The sequence below is a fragment of the Mucilaginibacter sp. RCC_168 genome, assembly GCF_041355315.1.
In the GTDB taxonomy this organism is placed as follows: domain Bacteria; phylum Bacteroidota; class Bacteroidia; order Sphingobacteriales; family Sphingobacteriaceae; genus Mucilaginibacter.
The window spans coordinates 12,763-31,192 of sequence record NZ_JBFUPN010000005.1 but is presented as its reverse complement, the minus strand read 5'-3'; the positions used below and the strand labels follow the sequence as shown (position 1 = coordinate 31,192).

12 protein-coding genes are annotated in these 18,430 nt (G+C 42.5%); 7 read left to right on the top strand and 5 right to left on the bottom strand.

Annotation, left to right across the window (positions count from 1 at the left end; all coding sequences use genetic code 11):
* Positions 1 to 4 precede the first annotated feature (4 nt).
* Complete coding sequence (locus tag AB6735_RS05465; protein WP_370994842.1) at positions 5 to 2,245, bottom strand: CRTAC1 family protein; 2,241 nt, start codon at positions 2,243 to 2,245, stop codon at positions 5 to 7.
* Between the two features lie 200 nt (positions 2,246 to 2,445).
* Positions 2,446 to 3,009, bottom strand: coding sequence for a hypothetical protein (locus AB6735_RS05460; protein ID WP_370994841.1), 564 nt, complete (start codon positions 3,007 to 3,009; stop codon positions 2,446 to 2,448).
* A gap of 204 nt (positions 3,010 to 3,213) precedes the next feature.
* On the opposite strand from AB6735_RS05460, the gene AB6735_RS05455 reads away from it, so the two are divergent.
* The 7 genes from AB6735_RS05455 (at position 3,214) to gldN (ending at position 10,801) form a co-directional block, all read left to right on the top strand.
* Positions 3,214 to 3,927, top strand: coding sequence for a hypothetical protein (locus AB6735_RS05455; RefSeq protein ID WP_370994840.1), 714 nt, complete (start codon positions 3,214 to 3,216; stop codon positions 3,925 to 3,927).
* 107 nt (positions 3,928 to 4,034) lie between these two features.
* Complete coding sequence (locus tag AB6735_RS05450; RefSeq protein ID WP_370994839.1) at positions 4,035 to 5,021, top strand: DUF4271 domain-containing protein; 987 nt, start codon at positions 4,035 to 4,037, stop codon at positions 5,019 to 5,021.
* A gap of 13 nt (positions 5,022 to 5,034) precedes the next feature.
* Positions 5,035 to 5,799, top strand: a complete 765-nt coding sequence (locus AB6735_RS05445; RefSeq protein WP_076376218.1) for a uroporphyrinogen-III synthase — start codon at positions 5,035 to 5,037, stop codon at positions 5,797 to 5,799.
* A 255-nt stretch (positions 5,800 to 6,054) separates the two neighbouring features.
* Positions 6,055 to 7,374: an SUMF1/EgtB/PvdO family nonheme iron enzyme gene (locus AB6735_RS05440; RefSeq protein ID WP_370994838.1), complete on the top strand. Its 1,320-nt coding sequence runs from the start codon at positions 6,055 to 6,057 to the stop codon at positions 7,372 to 7,374.
* Between the two features lie 46 nt (positions 7,375 to 7,420).
* A complete protein-coding gene (gene gldL, locus AB6735_RS05435; protein WP_370994837.1) occupies positions 7,421 to 8,227 on the top strand; it encodes a gliding motility protein GldL in 807 nt (268 codons plus the stop codon).
* Between the two features lie 39 nt (positions 8,228 to 8,266).
* The gene (gene gldM / locus AB6735_RS05430; RefSeq protein ID WP_370994836.1) at positions 8,267 to 9,787 is read left to right on the top strand and encodes a gliding motility protein GldM; all 1,521 of its coding nucleotides are present in this window, start codon (positions 8,267 to 8,269) and stop codon (positions 9,785 to 9,787) included.
* 6 nt (positions 9,788 to 9,793) lie between these two features.
* Positions 9,794 to 10,801, top strand: a complete 1,008-nt coding sequence (gene gldN / locus AB6735_RS05425) for a gliding motility protein GldN (protein ID WP_370994835.1) — start codon at positions 9,794 to 9,796, stop codon at positions 10,799 to 10,801.
* Between the two features lie 195 nt (positions 10,802 to 10,996).
* Here gldN and uvrC read toward each other — a convergent pair whose 3' ends face one another.
* The 3 genes from uvrC to AB6735_RS05410 all read right to left on the bottom strand — a co-directional run bounded on the left by uvrC (position 10,997) and on the right by AB6735_RS05410 (position 18,177).
* Positions 10,997 to 12,820 (bottom strand): excinuclease ABC subunit UvrC, encoded by a 1,824-nt coding sequence (uvrC, locus tag AB6735_RS05420; RefSeq protein WP_370994834.1) that lies wholly within the window; start codon positions 12,818 to 12,820, stop codon positions 10,997 to 10,999.
* 136 nt (positions 12,821 to 12,956) lie between these two features.
* On the bottom strand, positions 12,957 to 15,206 hold the full coding sequence (locus tag AB6735_RS05415; RefSeq protein WP_370994833.1) for a transglycosylase domain-containing protein: 2,250 nt from the start codon (positions 15,204 to 15,206) through the stop codon (positions 12,957 to 12,959).
* Position 15,207: 1 nt separating this feature from the next.
* Positions 15,208 to 18,177, bottom strand: a complete 2,970-nt coding sequence (locus AB6735_RS05410) for a tetratricopeptide repeat protein (RefSeq protein WP_370994832.1) — start codon at positions 18,175 to 18,177, stop codon at positions 15,208 to 15,210.
* Positions 18,178 to 18,430: the final 253 nt, after the last annotated feature.

Sequence of the window (18,430 nt, the reverse complement as noted above, 5' to 3'; positions counted from 1 at the left end):
GACCTTAATTCATTTTGGCGGTCATTGGCATACAAACCGGTGCTCCATGCTGTTTGTCTATAAAGGTTAATTTACTCAACGGAATGGTTTGATAATGATCATCACCCTCAGTGATCTGTAGGAATTGATTGGGCATAACATTTTTAAAATGCTGCACAGTATTACTGCCTGCCCACTTAATTTCAACATCATCTATCAGTTTGGCCCGTCCTACACCCATTTCCTGACGCAAAGGCGAAGAGCCAAAACTTCCGCCTGAGTTTACATCTTTATAAACACTCCGTTTAGCTCCATTTTCGGTGAAAGTTAATTTAATGTGGCTGCCTATAGCTGCTTTATTTGCCTTAACGCCATTTAGCTTTAAACTTATCCAATTATTATTGCTTACACCCGGATTCATATATAATGAGCTGGTATAGGAGTCACCGATGTAAGCACCTCCCATTTCAATAAATATGTCCTGGTTGCCTGTATTCCTGAGGTCGGCAAAAGCTACGCCATGTCCTTTCTGAAGGTTACCTGTACGTGAAGATGTGGTAATATCAGCAAATCTTTTCCCCTCAATATTTCTGAAAAATTTATTGGGCACCAGTGATTTGAAATCGGGATTGCCTGTGCCAAAATACATATCAGGATATCCGTCATTATCAATATCGCCAAAATTTCCTCCCATGCTATAAACCACTTTATTTAGGCCGGTTTCTTTAGTTACATCTGTAAACGTACCATCGTGATTGTTTTTATACAGGAAAATATTACCGGCTCCGGGAACCGGCGAACCCAATGCCTCAGCGGCGCTATAGTATCCCAGGGCGCGATCAAACTGGTAGTCGGCCACCATAATGTCTTGCCAGCCGTCATTATTATAATCATAAAACCAGGTAGTAAACGTTCTTTCTTGATTTTTATCTATCCCGGCTTTCACGGTAACATCTTCAAAATCGACATTAGGGCCGGCTACGCCTTTATTTCGAAGTAAAAACTTTTTGCCATCCATAGTTGAAATGAATATATCGGGCCATCCGTCATTATCATAGTCGGCTGAGGTAACACCTTTTATAAATGCGCTGATATTACAATGGGCCGCTGCAGAAATATTGGTGAATGTTCCGTCGTGATTATTGATATACATGGCACAGGCGGATGCATTTGGATCATAAAGGTTTGTTGGACTTTCTGTGCCTACAAATACATCCAACCAGCCATCGTTATTAAAATCGGCCCAGGTGGCAGTTTGAGTTGGATGAAAAAAGAGGAGACCACTGGGTATGGTTACATCAGTAAAAGTACCATCGCCATTATTGCGCAACAAGGAGCTTGGCTGGTTGCCAAAGCCTTTGGTAAGCCAGGCACCCCTCAGAACAAAAATGTCTGTATAGCCATCATTGTTATAATCCGTTTGCTGAATATTTAAGCCCCCGGTTATGCCTTTTAAACCGCTTTGTTCGGAACGATCACTAAAAGTGCCATCTTTGTTATTTTGAAAATAATGCATAGGATCGCTCAGGTCCCATCCCGATGTGATAATGTCGAGATAACCATCGTTGTTAAAATCATCAACAATAACGCCTCCGGCCCTGCCATTGATATTAAGTCCCAGGCTGCCGGCCATATCCCGAAATGGCTTTACCTGGTTACTGGTATCCGGATTTAAATTAGGTATCAGTAATTGTTTGGGTACTTTTTGCGGATATTGGCCCATGGTCATGTAGGCAATATTGATTAACCACCGGGATTCAAGATCATCTGGCTTATTTTTTAAAATGGTCTTATAAATTTCAATCGCTTTTTTGGAACCGGTTTGTATTTGATGAACACCTTCATCTTTAATGGGATAAATACAGGAAGACCCGTTGTGGTTAAGCATACAGTTATTGCGCTCCCCTAACCGCATATAAGCTATGCCTAAATCTGGTAACATGTTATCGCCCAGCATAAAATCCATATGGTACAACAAGTTTTCATAGATCTTTACTGATTGCTCTTCTTTACCGGCCTTGAGTAAAAGGGACGCTTTGGAAGCTAAAAGATATTGGTTTTGGCTATTGCCTGATTTTTTAAGCAAAGAATCACAAAAAGCGATTTTGGCCTCCTGATTAAAGGGATGACCGGTATTGTTATTTTGTTTATTAATTTTTTGAAGTATCCGGATCATTTCATCATGTGGCGAATCCTGACGGAATGCTATGATTATAGTGCCCAGTAATAAGGCAACTAATCCGCAGATCATTAATTTTTTCATCATGTTTATTGGTTTACCTGGAGGTATCTGTTAAGGCATACCTTATTATAGATATGTATTATTCATTAGGTTAATGCATAGGGGCTTTGGCATTCCTCATTAAATAACTCCATGTTTCAATTGCGTCATAATATGTATCCGAGCAAAACGTATTAATGTTCCGGCAGATACAGCTTTAATTGATGTGACAAATGAGAATGGAATTAGATAAGGAAACGCACTGCATTCTTTTTAGGAGGTTGCTCTGGAATATCTTTCTGTTGATAGATCAATTGTTGAACAGGCTGTTCAATATTTTGAGGCAGGCTTTTTACAGGACAATAGAAATCAAATTGTACAAAGCAAAAATTCAGGTTATCCTGTAAAACGGATTTGCCGAATGGTACATGGTCTTTCTGGGGAATAGATTCTCCCTGTATGCCTTTCGCTTTGAGAATATTTTCGGACGAAAAATGAGTGGTTTCATAGTTAGGAATGCACATTAAGTACATGACATTCTGTGTAAGCCTCATTTTTACATAGTTATAATTGGTGTTTTCGAACTGAATTTGTCCGCTTATATTTGCAAAACGGCTCCAATTGCTAATACCCGGTAAATTAACAGGAATAGCTACTTCTGTCAGATCTTCTACATTGTAAAGGCCTTTACGTATCTGTTCGGTGAAAAATTTGTCGGTTTTATAAACTAAATATTGATGTAATGCCAATTGCCCACCAATATTAAAAAGGTGTATAAAAAGTATGAGTATGGCAATTTTCTTCTTCAAAGATCAACAGGCTCAATTGGTAAAATATAAAAATAAGTTTTTTTATTAAAGTTATTCCTAATAACCGGTATTTTATTGATAATTATGTGCTTATATAGGGCCATATAAAAGAAATGATATATGGATCTGATTAAAAATGCCGATTAAATTAAGTGATCAGATCCATATTTTTAAAGTATATTTATATATTCATTACATGCCTGAATGAAACCTAAAATAACTTTATTGATCATATTTTATATTCCGATGGTGTTTCGGGTATACGGTCAGCGGCCCGGCCGCGAGATACAGATCAATATTGATACCCTGTTAAATGCCCGACCGGTAACTACACTTACTCATGGCAAATTGGTAACCTGGAGCAAAGGCATCGACGGTGATGGACAAGGCGATGGTTATCTTACGATGGCGGCGGCTTTGTTTAATAAGAATAAAGTTGCAAACGCGCTGCCGGATAACCCAAGGATAGAAGCCACGCCCGAACATCCGTCGATTACGCTGCATTATAAAAATAACGATGGTACAGGTTACCAGACCCGTTTTGTTTCGGGCGAAGGCAGTTTTGGGTTTAATGTACCGCCTAAAAAGTATATGGGCATGTATCTGAGCCTCACCAGTGCCGAAGGGGGATCGCAATTAGAAATAGAATTAACCTATCAGGACGGGGCAGTCATAAAAAATTGCTGGCTGCCCGATTATTACAATGACATTATTGCCCGTGACACCTGTTTAAGTTACGTAGTGCATGACCTGGGCAAGTGGGATAATAAAAATAACATGGCAGAGCCCAACCATCATAATATTGATGCCCTGAACATTTACCCCGATCCACGACGGATCTTGCTGCATATTAAGGTTAAAAAGGGTGCTGCCGGATATCTTGTGTTTTGGGCTGCTACCGGCGTGCCCGTTAAGTAAAGTTTTATAGAGTATACGCCCGCTTAATTATAAAGGGGGTTATAAAACAACCAATTATTACAATAAATTTGCAGCAAAATTAACGGGCTTTATATTTTGCTTTTTAAATGCGTTTAACTACCTGGTGTTTCCTGCTTTTATTATGGAGCTGTTCGGCTGTGTTTGCTCAGCAGGATTCGGTAATTACGGGTAATAGCGCGCGCAGACCAGCAATTATCCGCAGAACCGGCACCTCAGTGCTCGACTCAGTGGCAGCAGCCATGCATGCCCGCAAGATCTTTGTAGCCGATTCTATAGCCTTCCGATATATACACGCGCCCGATTCTGCAACTACAAGGGAGTTTACCGATAGTTTACTGGCCCATGCTTCATACATATATAAAGGGTATGGATTTTTAGATATGCCTTCCAAATCAAAGGGTTTGGTGAGGGACGGGCACAACCGCCCGCTGCGCGACCCCTGGATAGTTATTGTTATTGTTGGCTTACTTTTATATACGGCCGCCCTTAACATCGGCTTAAATAAAGATGTGACCTATGTGCTGCAATCGTTTTATAGTAAACGCGTACTTTCACAGGCAGGTAAAGAAGAAGGTTTTGTGAGTTCATGGGCTTTCTTGGGCCTTTTTTTATTGTTTTGCTTAACCTGCGGTTTGTTCCTGTACCAGTTGGCCGCCTACAAAAGTGTTTATTATGTAGTGAGCGGTACGCGTTTATATGTGTCGTTAACGGTTATCATCATCGTTTTATTCGCCTTGAAGTTTTTGGCCCTTAAATTTTTAGGATTTGTTTTTGATATAAACCGCCTGGTAAGCGAATACCTGAATATATTGCATCTTACCTACTTTAATTTAGCGTTTATATTTTTACCGGTTGTGATTTGTTTTAGCTTATTAACCAGCCGGTATGTACCGGCTTTGCTTGATGTAACATTGATAATAACCGTAGTTATATTTATATGGCAGTACCTCCGGAGCAGCGTAAATATAATTTCTACTTTTCGATTTCATAAGTTTTATTTATTTACGTATCTTTGTGCCCTCGAAATTTGCCCCGTTTTGATTTTGATAAAGGCATTGAATATTAGAATTTAGGTAGTTTAAACGAATTGACTTGGAAGACAGAAAGAAAAAGGTTAAAAGTATATTAGTTACTTTATCAAAACCCGAAAACGATAAGAATCCGTATGCAGAACTGGCTAAAAAGCTAAACCTGAAAATTGACTTCAGATCATTCATTCACGTTGAAGGCGTTCCTGCAAAAGATTTCAGAAAGGAAAAAATAAACCTGAGCGATTTTACCGCGGTTATTTTTACCAGCCGTAACTCGGCCGACCATTTTTTTCGTATTTGCGAAGAAATGCGCTTTGAGGTGCCGGTAGAAATGAAATATTTCTGTCTTTCTGAAACCATAGCGCTTTATCTGCAAAAATATATTCAATACCGCAAGCGTAAGATATTTTTTGGCAAACAAACCGCTGCCGACCTGGCAGAAGTGCTCAAGAAACATTCGGCCGAAAAATTTCTTTACCCATGCTCAGATGTGGCGGCAGAAGAAACACAGCGTTTTTTGTTAGAGAACGGTTATAACTTTACGCCAGCCGTATTGTTCCGTACCGTTTGCAGTGATCTTTCTGATCTGGCCGATGTATTCTACGATGTGATCGCGTTTTTTAGCCCGTCAAGCATCCAGTCGTTATATAAAAACTTTCCCGATTTTAAACAAAATAATACCCGTATAGCTGCTTTTGGTGCAACCACGCACAAAGCAGTGCTCGAAGCAGGTCTGATCCTGGATATTCCGGCGCCAACCCCAGCTGCCCCATCCATGACCATGGCTATTGAGCAATATGTTAAGCTGGTAAACAAATAAATAATTTTAGAAATTTATTGACCCCTATTGCAACTTTTTGTGAAATGTTAGCGTATTAATGCCAACTAATTCACATTATTGTGATTAGATTTTTGCTCCTTTACAATGCAATAATTTGTCGTTAAAATAGCGCGGAGAACGTTTGTTGACTTTATTTTAGGTTAAAAAAATGTTTTTTGGGTTTGTTAGCGCAAATTTTTAATATATTCGGGGGGCTCATAATGTTATAGTTTATATAACTGAATTTGTTTAAAAATGAAGCATATCTACTTTTTAATAGTTGTTTTGGCGGGCGGGTTTTTGAGCGGTTGCAGCAAAGGAGGCGATAGAGGGGAGGTTACCGGTATCCCACAACGTTCATTCAGGTCCGAAGTGCCTTATGGTATGGTTTATATACCCGGCGGAACCTTCCTGATGGGACAAACCGATCAGGATGTAACCTTTGCGCAGATAGCGCAAACCAAGCAGGTTACCATTGCTCCTTTCTTCATGGATCAAACCGAAACCACCAACAGCCAGTACAAACAGTTTGTTTACTGGGTTCGCGATTCCATCGCCATTACCAATTACGCTAACGATAATAAATATTACATCCAACCCAAAGGCGCCGGTGCCAATGCCAATAATAATAACGGCAAAAAATTCATTAACTGGGATTATGTAAAAAAGAATCCTGTTTGGAGTAATAAAAAAGGCCAGGCCGGTAATGCTTCAAAATTACAGGGCATGTATTATCAGGGCGACGACCGGGTGTTTGACCGCAATGAAATAGATGTACGTATATTAAAGTATAACTACTCCATTATGGTACTGCGTGATGCGGCCAATTATAAAAACGATAAAACCAAAAGACGTTCTGATTTCATTTTGCGCGATACCGTAGCCGTTTATCCGGATACCCTGGTATGGCTGAGTGATTTTTCATACGCTGCCAACGAGCCTATGGTTGAAGGTTATTTTTCGCATCCGGCTTTCCGCAATTATCCTGTAGTTGGCGTAACCTGGAGGCAGGCGCGGGCATACACCGTATGGCGTACCCGTTATAACGATGCCTATAAAGATTCACGCCGCTTACCGCACCGCTTACCATACAGTTTGCCTTCCGAGGCTCAATTTGAATATGCCGCGCGGGGCGGCAGGATAGGTACCGACTATCCGTGGGGCGGTCCTTACATTAAAAATGCTAAAGGCTGTTTGCTGGCTAACTTTAAGCCTGGCCGTGGTAATTATACGGATGATGGCGGCGCTTATACTGTAAATGTTCGCTCGTATTTTCCTAATGATTATGGCCTGTATAACATGGCCGGTAACGTAGCCGAGTGGACATCGTCAACATATGACGAATCAGCATCATCATTTGTACACGACCTTGCACCTACATTTAATTACGAAGCTAAATCAACAGATCCGGAAGTATTAAAACGTAAAGTTGTACGCGGCGGATCATGGAAAGATATCGGATATTTTCTTCAAAATGCGACCCGCACCTATGAATATCAGGACACCGCGAAATCATACATTGGTTTCCGTTGCGTAACTGACTATTTGGGCCGCGATATTAAAGACAAACGATAAACTAACTAATTAATAAACAATCTACACAAATTATTTCTGAATTATTATGGCAGGGAAAAGGAAATCACCGAAATGGCTGGGAAGTGTTATTTCTATCGGGGCATCAATTGTGATTATAGGATTATTATTTAAAATAGAACACTTACCATTTGCATCAACCTTTATCAGGATCGGATTAGGAGTAGAAGCATTTTTGTTTTTTATATTGGGTGTTTTCCCGCAGGATTCAGATGTTGACTGGACGCGTGTTTATCCTGAATTGAATGAAGATTTTAACGGAGAATTGCCAAAGGCAACAATAAGACCTGCAGCAAGCAGTAATTCATCAAACACACAGGCTTTAGATAAAATGCTTGAAGACGCTAAAATAGGTCCGGATTTGGTACGTAGCCTGGGCGATGGTTTAAGAACTTTTGGCGATAAAGTTGCCGCTATATCAAGGGTAACTGATGCTGGCGAAGCTACTATTGCCTTTACCGATAAAGTAAAAACGGCCTCGGCAAGCTATGATAAGCTAAGTACCGCTTTTGATAAGGCATCAGCTAATTTATCAGAATTGGCCAATTCAAATGTTGATTCAAAAGTATACCATGAGCAGGTGACCAAATTGGGTCGTAACCTGTCTGAGCTGAATGCTGTTTATGAATTGGAACTGCAGGATTCAAGCGCTCATTTAAAATCAATGAACAACTTTTATAAAAACCTGTCTTTAACCATGAACAACTTCAATGAATCTTTGGATGATTCAAAACAGTTTAAGGAAGAAGTGGGGCGTTTAGCTAAAAACCTGGCATCGTTAAATTCGGTGTATGGGAATATGCTTACTGCAATGAACCAGCCACGTGTTAATTAATATAATTAATAGATTTTTTACAAGCTAATATTTATATAGATGGCCGGAGGTAAGGAAACCCCAAGACAGCGAATGATAGGCATACTATACCTGGTGCTTTTAGGCTTAATTGCCTTAAGTGTACCAGATAATCTGTTAGATGCTTTTAAAAATATTACAAACAGTTTAGACCAGTCGCGGACGAATGTGACAACCAGCCTGCAAAGTACTTATTCTGCGTTTGAAGCTACCAAGTTGAAAGAACAACCTGAAAAAGCACAAATCTTATTAGGAAAAGCGAGAGAAGCCAGCAAGATAGCAGACGAATTGAACGGTTATGTTGAGAATTTGAAAAAAATATTGATTGAAAAGGGCGGTGGTATAAACGAGGCAACTAATGATGTTGACGGCCGGGAAAGCGTTGATATATCTCCAGAGATAATGATCAACGACAAAAAGGCTGATGCATTAAAAGAGCAGATAGAAAGTACAAAGGGAAAGTTGTTGGCATTATTGGGTAAGGATAGCTCTGGTGTTAACTTTTCGCTGAATGCTAACGATCCGCCTAAGGTTAAAGGCTATCCACGTAAAACCTGGCAGCAAGCTTATTTTGGCGATGGTATCCCATTGGGAGCAGCGTTAACTACCTTGGCCAAGGTACAAGCTGATAATAAAAATGCAGAAAATGAGGTTGTGAAAAAAATACTCGGTAAAGTTGATCAAGCGCAGGTAACTCTAAACCAGTTTAGGGCAGTTGCAGTGGCGCCAAGCAGTTATGTTTTGGCTGGTCAGCAATACAAAGCTGAAATTTACTTAACAGCATACGATAAAAAATCAGACCCTATAATTACCGTAGGCGGGACTACAATACCAACGGCTGACGGGGTAGGTACTTATACTACTACTGCAAGTGGGGAAGGATTACATACCTGGACAGGTAGTTTGTCTGTGAAACAGGTAGAGGGTCCGCCAAAGGTATATCCTATTTCAGCTACTTATATGGTAGCCAAGCCATCGGCAGTGGTATCGCCCGATAAAATGAACGTATTATATATAGGTGTATCCAACCCGCTTTCGGTATCGGCGCCGGGTGTGCCTACATCCAGTATTAATATCAGCATTCCCGGAGCTTCTGTTAGCGGTAGCGGCGGTCATTATACAGCCAGAGTAAGCAGTGTAGGGGAAGTAAAAGCTACTGTTACCGGCGAAAAAGGTATGGTTTTAGGTACATCTGTATTTCGTGTAAAACGCATCCCGGATCCTAAACCACAATTTGCCGGCAAAAGCGGCGGTAATACCAGTGCTGCAAACCTAAGGGCGCAGGACAGGGTATTTGCCAAATTGGAGAATTTTGACTTTGATGCTAAATTTAACGTAACGCGTTTTACACTGCTTGTTGTAAAGCCCCGCCAGGATGCTATTATATATTCAAGCTCTGGCGGCGGCGAACTAACAAGTGCGATGCGTTCAGCGATGAGTACCGTTACACCGGGCACTACTGTTGTATTTAAGGATATTGTTGCAGTTGGCCCTGATGGAACACCGAGAGGACTTGACCCGATTGTTATATCCGCAAATTAAAGGCGTATGAAAAAGAAAATTTTGGTGGTTGTACTTTGCTTAGTGTGCGTGTCGGCAGCATTTGCCCAGAAACGCCCGGCTAAAAAACGTACCAGGAAACCTGCTACTACCACGCAACAACAACCCGTACAGCAGCAGCCAGCACAGCTGCAACCACAGCAATCCAGCCAGCAGGATAATGTGGTAAGCCAGCCACCGGTTGCCGATACTTCAAAGCGTAAGGTATTTGATCCAAACAAGCCTTTTGAAAGACCGCTTGATGGTTATTATAAAAAGAACAACATCCTGAATGCCAAGGTTACGCCCCTGCCAAACCTGCGCGAAAACGATGTGGTTTTTGCTAAACGTATTTGGAGGGAAATTGATGTACGCGAAAAAATGAACCAGTACCTGGCCTCGCCAAAAAGCAGATTGATTGATGTGCTGTTAAATGCTATTGCTGCAGGCGAGTTAACCGCTTATGATCCAACACCAACGAAGGATGATCCGGGAGGCGATGCTTTTACGGTACCGCTTTCAGCGGGAGGTGCCAAATCCAAAATGGCAGATAGTTCGGTAGTTGATAAGTTTGATAAAGACGGTAATAAAATAGGATCGTCGTTACAAGCCGGTGAGTTTAACCCCGATAGTGTAGTTAAATTCCGGATTAAAGAAGACTGGGTTTTTGATAAACAACGCTCGGTATTTGAGCCCCGCATTATTGGCATAGCGCCATTGATCAAACCAAAAGCAGGCAACCTTGACCTGGATTATCAGCCCGCGTTTTGGGTATATTTCCCGGAAGCAAGACCTATTTTTGCCACCAAAGAAGTTGCCAGCCGTAACAGCGACGCGACAGGTTTAAGTTTCGATGATGTTTTTATGAAGCGGATCTTCACCAGTTATATTGTTAAAGAAAGTAACGATAAAGACGAACGCATAAAAGATTACGCACAAGGTATTGATAAGCTTTACGAGTCGGATCGGATCAAAAAAACACTGATGGACTGGGAGCTTAACCTGTGGTCGTACTAACCAATTACCAACCTAAATTTTAAAGCTAAAATTCAGAGCCTGCGGGTATGAGTTTTGGCTTTTTTGTTTTCTATACAATCCTCTTTCAAGCGTCATTGCGAGGTACGAAGCAATCTCTAAGCTATACAGAGCCGCTCTGCTTATCGGGGATTGCTTCGTACCTTACAGCAATGACGGGTTGGTTATATTGCTCTTTTAATTTTGACCAGTTTCTGCCTCTTTGCCAAAATATCCTAAAATAGCTTTTGCCTGTTTCAGGTTAACTACTTCCAATAGCGTTTCTTCACTGGCTTCACGGATCTTTTTTACCGATTTGAAATATTTTAATAACTTCTCGGCGGTGGTTTTGCCTATGCCATCTATCAGTTCCAGTTCGGTAGCCAGGGTGCCTTTATCGCGAATCTTCCGGTGAAAAGTGATGCCAAAACGGTGGGCCTCATCGCGCAGGTGTTGGATCACTTTTAATGTTTCTGATTTTTTATCCAGGTACATCGGATACTGGTCGTTAGGATAATACAGTTCTTCCAGGCGTTTGGCAATGCCTATAACGGTTACCTGTTTATCGATACCCAGTAGTTTAAGGCTGTGCATGGCCGATGATAACTGGCCCTTTCCTCCATCAATAATGATGAGTTGAGGAAGTTCGGTACCTTCCTCCAGCATACGGCGGTAGCGGCGGTGTACGGCCTCTTCCATGGTGGCAAAGTCATTCGGGCCTTCTACCGTTTTTACGTGGAAGTGCCGGTAGTCTTTCTTGGATGGCTTACCATCTTTAAACACCACAATAGCCGATACCGGGTATTTACCCTGGAAATTGGAGTTATCAAAACACTCAATATGGCGGGGCAGCTGGTTCATCCGCAAATCCTTCATCATCTGCGTGAGCAAACGTTCGGTACGGACCTCAGGATTCAGCTTTTCGTATTGGTCTATCTTTTCTTTTTTGAAGAAGAGCACATTCTTTTGCGAAAGATCGAGCAGCTTTTTCTTTTCGCCCAGTTTGGGTACGGTGAACTTAATGCCGGGATGGTCTTCCAGGTCGATACCAAAAGGCACAATGATTTCTTTAGAATCGCTGTTATAACGACTCCTGAACTCGGATATGGCGAGGGTAAGTAGTTCCTCATCGCTCTCATCCAGGCGCTTTTTAAGCTCAATGGTTTGCGTTTGGATGATGGTGCCGTTCATTACTTTTAAAAAGTTAACAAAGGCTATTTTATCTTCCGACGCGATGCTGAAAACATCCACGTCTGTTATGGATGAATTAACAACCGTTGATTTGCTCTGGTAGTTTTCCAGCAATTCAAATTTGCGCTTTAGGCGGTGGGCAAGTTCGTAGTTATACTCCGCAACGGCTGTGTCCATTTCGGTTTTAAGCCGGCGTAATACAGCGCCTATCTTACCGTTAAGGATATCTTTAATCTCCTCGATGCTGTTGTTGTAATCATCTTCGGTCTGGTAGTTTTGGCAAGGGCCTTTGCAGTTGCCCAACTGATATTCCAGGCAAACTTTAAACTTTCCTTTGTCAATGTTTTCGCGGGTAAGCTGCAGGTTGCAGGTGCGCAGGGGATAAGTTTCTTTAATCAACCCCAAAATATTATGCATCATGCTTACCGAAGCATATGGCCCCAGGTATTTGGAGCCATCTTTAATAATACGCCGGGTCCAGAAAATGCGGGGGTAGTTCTCGTTCTTGATGATGATCCAGGGATAGGTTTTATCATCCTTAAGCATCACGTTGTAACGTGGCTGATGCTTTTTGATCATGCTGTTCTCCAGCAGCCAGGCATCAACCTCGGTATCAACAATGGTAAAAGTGATATTACGGATCTTGGATACCAAAACCCGGGTTTTGGCATTTACATGTACATCCTGGTTAAAGTACGACCCAACCCGGTTGCGCAGATCTTTGGCTTTGCCAATATATATCAGTTCCTGCTCACTATCCCAATATTGATAAACACCAGGTTTGTGAGGTATATTTTTTAATGCAACTTTATAATCAAATTTTTCACTCATAACTCATTTAATGAAAACAGATATCAGTGCGTCATTGCGAGGAACGAAGCAATCCCCTATTTACAGAGTCGCTTTATGGATAAGCCCTGTATAGTTGGGGATTGCTTCGTTCCTCGCAATGACGTTTGGGGTTAATCTAAAATCCCAGCTTCTTATCAACTTCAGTAGTTCCCTGTTGTTGCTGATTGTATTGGTTGCAATCCATTACTATACTCACACCGTTTTTAGGTGCATCAAAATCGACATTCTTCTTGATGCCTAACGCGGCGTTGGCGTATACTTTTTTCATGTAGAACGCAAATATAGGCAATGCGCTGTTGGCACCTTCACCCAGCCGGGTCGACTGGAATGCAATGTCACGATCTTCGCAGCCTGTCCACAAACCGGTAACCAGTTGTGGGGTGATGCCAATAAACCAGCCATCGGAGTTGTTTTGGGTGGTGCCGGTTTTACCACCTATCGGGTTGCTAAGACCATATTTATATTGTAAGCGGGAGCCCGTACCATCCTGAATTACCCCTTTAAGCATATAAGTCATTACGTAGGCAGTTTGCGGGTTCATGGCCTGTACTACTTTTGGTGTATGGGTATATAAAACGTTTCCGTTTTTATCCTCAATGCGTAATATATAGGTGGGCTCTGTCCACAAACCGTGGTTGGCGAATACCGAATAAGCGGCTGTCATTTCAAATACAGAAGCATCAAACGTACCCAGGCAAATAGAAGGATACGGCGGTACAGGGCTGGTGATCCCCATTTTTTTGATTAACTCTACAACCGGCTCGGGTTTAACTTCACCCATTACGTGGGCGGTTACCCAGTTTTGAGAATGTGCCAAAGCCTGGCGCAGGGTAATAAAGCCTGGTATAGTTTCTGATGGTGATGAGCGCGGGCACCACGGACCGCTGCCATAACCTCTGATGGTGTCCGGCACATTATTGATCTTCATGCAAGGCGAGTAGCCATTATCAATAGCTACCGCGTAGGTGAACGGTTTGGCTGTTGAGCCCACCTGGCGCGTACCATTTTTAACCTGATCATATTTAAAATGCTCAAAGTTGGTGCCGCCTACCCAGGCTTTAACATAGCCTGTAGTTGGGTCCATACTCATCAAGGCATTACGGAGCAGCATTTTACAATATACAATAGAGTCGATCGGTTTCATCAGTGTATCAATGTCGCCGTGCCAGGTAAACAGATTGAGCTTGTCAGGAGTATTAAAGTTGGTGGTGATATCTTCATCGCTCATACCCTGGGCCTTCAGCTGCTTGTACCTGTCTGATTTAAACATGCCCTGCTGAATCAGCAGTTTATAATTATGGATGCTTTTAGCCAGGTTTTTTCCGCGCCAATGATCATTGAACTGTACCTGCAGATCGCGCATATATTGCTGCTGAGCCTCCTCCGCATATTGCTGCATGGTGGCATCAATGGTGGTATATATTTTAAGGCCGTCACGATCAAGGTCATAAGGCGAACCATCTGAGCGGTTGATGTTTTGCTCCCTAAACAGTTTTTGCAACTCTTTTTTAAGTACCGATCTGAAATAAGGTGCCGGGCCGTCAAAGTGATTGTTCGGGTGAAAATCGAGCCCAAGTGGTTTTTGTTTGTACTCATCGGCCTGTGCCTGGTTCAGGTCTCCTTTCTCTACCATGCGGTTAAGTACCAGGTTACGGCGTTTCAACGCGTTTTCGGGGTGACGGATAGGCGAGTAGATGCCGGGCCCGTTCACCATACCAATTAGTAATGCTGCCTGGTCTGGTGTAAGCTTATCAGGAGTAGTATTAAAATAGGTACGTGCAGCCGACTTGATGCCATAGGTGTTATAGGCGCCAAAATCAACCGTGTTAAGGTACATGGTCAGGATCTCCTCTTTGGTATAATGGCGTTCCAGTTTAACAGCGGTTACCCATTCCTGCATTTTTTGGATTACACGTTTAAATGGATTGGCGGCCCTTTCTGAGAACAGGTTGAGCGCCAGTTGCTGGGTAATAGTACTGCCGCCTTGTTTCTGCCCGATGAGTAAATGCAGAAAAATAGTAAAGCTGCGACCAAAATCAATGCCGGAGTGTTCAAAAAAACGCTTGTCCTCGGTAGCCACCAACGCGTTAACTACGTTGGGTGATAGTTCTCCATAGGTTACGTTGGACCGGTTTTGTATATAATAGGTACCTAATACCTTTTTATCAGCAGATAATACTTCGGATGCCTGATTGCTTTTTGGATTTTCCAGATCGCGGAAGGAAGGCAGCTGACCAAATACATCAAAAATTGTTAGCGCTATCATCAATCCAACAAAAACGAAACCGGCTATTATGGTGCGCCATATGTACCAATTATATCGTCTTATATCCTGTTGCGTAAGCTTGGGCTTAGTAGTTCTCATTTCAATAATTTTTCTGGTAATAGTTAATATAACTATCCACCGTTTTTTGATCGGCTAATTTATCCAGATTTTCCTTGGTAATGATAAAAAAACTGTATTTATCCTTAGGAACCTTCATAATATCGGGTAATACCGGGATAATGCTCTTGGCATATTTCCGGGCATCGCTCAGGCTGAAAAAGCGGCCAATGTAAATGATCTGGTCGTCTGGCCCGGCATTAACCAACTCGTGTTTAAAGCCATAGCCAAAAAAACGGATACGGTTAAATTGCCCTATACCAAAACGTGAAGATGCCAGGTTAGTTGTACCCGAAGTTACATTTATAGCAAAATAGTAGTGGGTGCTATCGCGCTTTGAGAATATGGAGGCGATGTTTTCTGCTACAATAACGGGTGGAGCTACCGTTGTGTTAACGCTGTCCGGATTAGCCTGATTGGCTTGTTGTAATACGTATGCAGGCTGTTGAATATGATTGTCGCTTAGTTTACCCTGTGGCGTGTTTAGCTGGGTATTGATCTTTGTTGTAGCCGAGGCCAGTCCGTTCAAAGGCGCGTTCACCGGGTGTCGGTATTCTGGCAGCTGCGGCGATGGTATATAGGTTTTCCGGTACTCTGTTTGCTTTTGATAGGCTACAGGAGGAGTGAACGGAATTTCGTTTGGATCTTCGCTATTAAGTACCACCGGTCGCGCGGCTACTTCCTCCAGGTTGGCATGAATGTAAGCCAGGTGCTGCTGGGCCAGCGGAGTTATTAATACATCATCGGGGTATTTGGCAACTATCTCCTGCATATCAGTCAAAAATGGCGGCAGTTTTTCCTGGTGTCCCGCGGCTATGGCCTTTAAATAAAATAGTTGTGCCGAGAAGCGGTTGTCCGGGTATCTCTTTAACAGATCTTCTGCGGCGCTGATCACCTGGGCGTATTGTTTTTGCTCATACAGATCATATACCTGGTTATAAAATACATTAAACCCGGCGTTGGCGTCGTTTAGCTTTTTGCTGTACTCCGGATCAAGAATTATTTTGGCGAACGCGGTTTGCGGGTATTCTTTCAGGATAAGGTTTTTGTACATGTCGGATTTGGCCGCGTCGATATCCGTATACAAACGAAACAGATTATAATAGATAGCCGGCTTATCCGGGTTATTCGGAAAGCGGGCAAGCATTTTCTCAAAGGCGGCTATAGCCTCTTTTTTATCTTCCAGCACATCGCGGTATAAATTGCCAAGATCAAGGTAGGCATTGTAAATACGGATATTGGACTGACTAAGCTGATCGGGCGTTAGCGGCAGATCATGAATGAGCTGTTGTTTATACTCCACGTTTCTTACCGAATCTGCAGCCTTACCGCTAAGGCCCGCGAGCTTGTCGGTAGTGGTGTTTGGTCCTGTTGTAGGTCCGGCGTTGGTGGGCATACCTGCGTTTGAACGTTTACTGCGGCGCCAGTTGTCTTCCAGTTTGCGGTTTCCCCACTGGCGCTTAAAGGCAACATAACCCTGGCTTACCGCATTGGTATTATAAAAATAGAATGAGCTTACCACGTTTTGGCTATTTTGTCCGTTTTGTCCATACTGTCGGTTTAGGCCATTTTGTGGTGACTGTGCATCGGGATTATTTAAGGTAAAGCTGTTGCTGAACGGATCGCGGTTGTTATTGCTGGCTGCCGCCGCCGAAGCAGCTGCCTCGGCGGCGGCAGCTTTTTCCTGGGCCGCTTTACGGGCAACCATCGCATCAATATGAGCAAGCCGCGTTTTTTCGTCGAGCCCGGCCAGCATCTGCAGCGTATCCTCTCGGGCTATGGTTTGGAGCAGACCTGTCAGTATTTGCAGATTGTTACTCTTTTTAACAATAAGCTGATAGCCCGGATAGCTGGGCGACAGGTAGGTAAGGGTACTATCGTAATACAATTTAGCGCCCTCATAATTGGCCTTATTTTTAAAATCAATGTCGGCAATGCGCAGATAGGATACGCCCCGCTGATTTTCGTTTTTAGTGCTGTGGCGTATGGATAGTTTGTAGTTCTTGATGGCGTTATCAATATCGCCGGTGGAATAATATTGCTGCCCGATGTGATAGTATATCTGGTCGAAAAAATCAATATTGTCGTGATTCTTTAATAGTTTACGTAGCTGGTCTATCTTACTTAATTTAATACCATTGCGGTTATCCTGTATCCGGATGCGGTTTAAATTGGCATTAAAGGCCATCTCAAACGAGGCATTGCTTTGCACAATGCGGGTATAGCTATCGTAAGCGTCGGCTGGTTTTAGATTGAGCTCCTGTAATTGGGCCAGAATAAAGATCCAGCGTAGCTTCAACCTGCTTACCGAACAGAATTGGATAGCTTGCTTGGCATCTTCCTCGGCCTCGGCATAGTTTTGCGTGTTGATGTTGTATTGCATGCGTGTTGCATATACATCGGCAGTGAAACTTTTGCCTGGTTTTTTGGGATTGATGTTTTGTATAGCCGAATCTATAACCACCTTGGCTTGCGGCAAATTGTTCAGGTATAAAAGAGAGCGCCCTTTCCAAACCATAGCTTCCTGGGCCAGCGGGAAATTATTCCCGAATGAACGTACCACATAGCTAAAATACTCCACCGCGTCAAAATAGCTGCCCTCCAAAAAGCGGGCTTTGCCCAAAACCAGGTAGGCATTGCCAATGTAATGGCTTTGCTCTTTGATGTTGATAATGGTATTGGCCTTGGTAATGGCCAGCTCCATATCCTTATCCGGCGAACCGCTCTGACTGGTAGTATCGGGATAAACATTCAATAATTCGGTATAAGCATCTGGGAACGATGCAGCATAACTTTCCTGTTTACGGCGTAATAACTCGTTGGCATTAAACAGGATATTGTAATGCGCGGTAAGGTTTTGCATGGAGCGGTTAAGGCCGCTTTGCTTTTCGAGCGAGCACCCCGCAATGATAATGATAAGGGTAAACAGTAAAACTTTACCGTTTTTATACATAGAAGATATAGGTAGTTGCCTCAAAATAAGCTATTGGTTTTAAAAGCATCGCTAAAATACTAAACATTATACGATTTCGGATTTAGGATGTTCGATTTTAACCGTTGTTAGTTTTGATGATGCCAATCATTTCGGATTTCGGATGTTCGATTTGGGATTTATTATGCTGTTAATTCTTTAATTCTGAGAATTCTGATTCAAACGTTTTAATTCCGATAATTCTGGTTCAGACCAACGCTTTTCATAAATTTGC

Excerpts from the sequence above, each read along its gene's own strand:
- AB6735_RS05415 (WP_370994833.1), bottom strand. The coding sequence starts at position 15,206 with ATGAGAACTACTAAGCCCAAGCTTACGCAACAGGATATAAGACGATAT.
- AB6735_RS05440 (WP_370994838.1), top strand. The coding sequence starts at position 6,055 with ATGAAGCATATCTACTTTTTAATAGTTGTTTTGGCGGGCGGGTTTTTG.
- AB6735_RS05450 (WP_370994839.1), top strand. The coding sequence starts at position 4,035 with ATGCGTTTAACTACCTGGTGTTTCCTGCTTTTATTATGGAGCTGTTCG.
- gldN (WP_370994835.1), top strand. The coding sequence starts at position 9,794 with ATGAAAAAGAAAATTTTGGTGGTTGTACTTTGCTTAGTGTGCGTGTCG.
- AB6735_RS05410 (WP_370994832.1), bottom strand. The coding sequence starts at position 18,177 with ATGTATAAAAACGGTAAAGTTTTACTGTTTACCCTTATCATTATCATT.
- AB6735_RS05455 (WP_370994840.1), top strand. The coding sequence starts at position 3,214 with ATGAAACCTAAAATAACTTTATTGATCATATTTTATATTCCGATGGTG.
- gldM (WP_370994836.1), top strand. The coding sequence starts at position 8,267 with ATGGCCGGAGGTAAGGAAACCCCAAGACAGCGAATGATAGGCATACTA.
- gldL (WP_370994837.1), top strand. The coding sequence starts at position 7,421 with ATGGCAGGGAAAAGGAAATCACCGAAATGGCTGGGAAGTGTTATTTCT.
- uvrC (WP_370994834.1), bottom strand. The coding sequence starts at position 12,820 with ATGAGTGAAAAATTTGATTATAAAGTTGCATTAAAAAATATACCTCAC.
- AB6735_RS05465 (WP_370994842.1), bottom strand. The coding sequence starts at position 2,245 with ATGATGAAAAAATTAATGATCTGCGGATTAGTTGCCTTATTACTGGGC.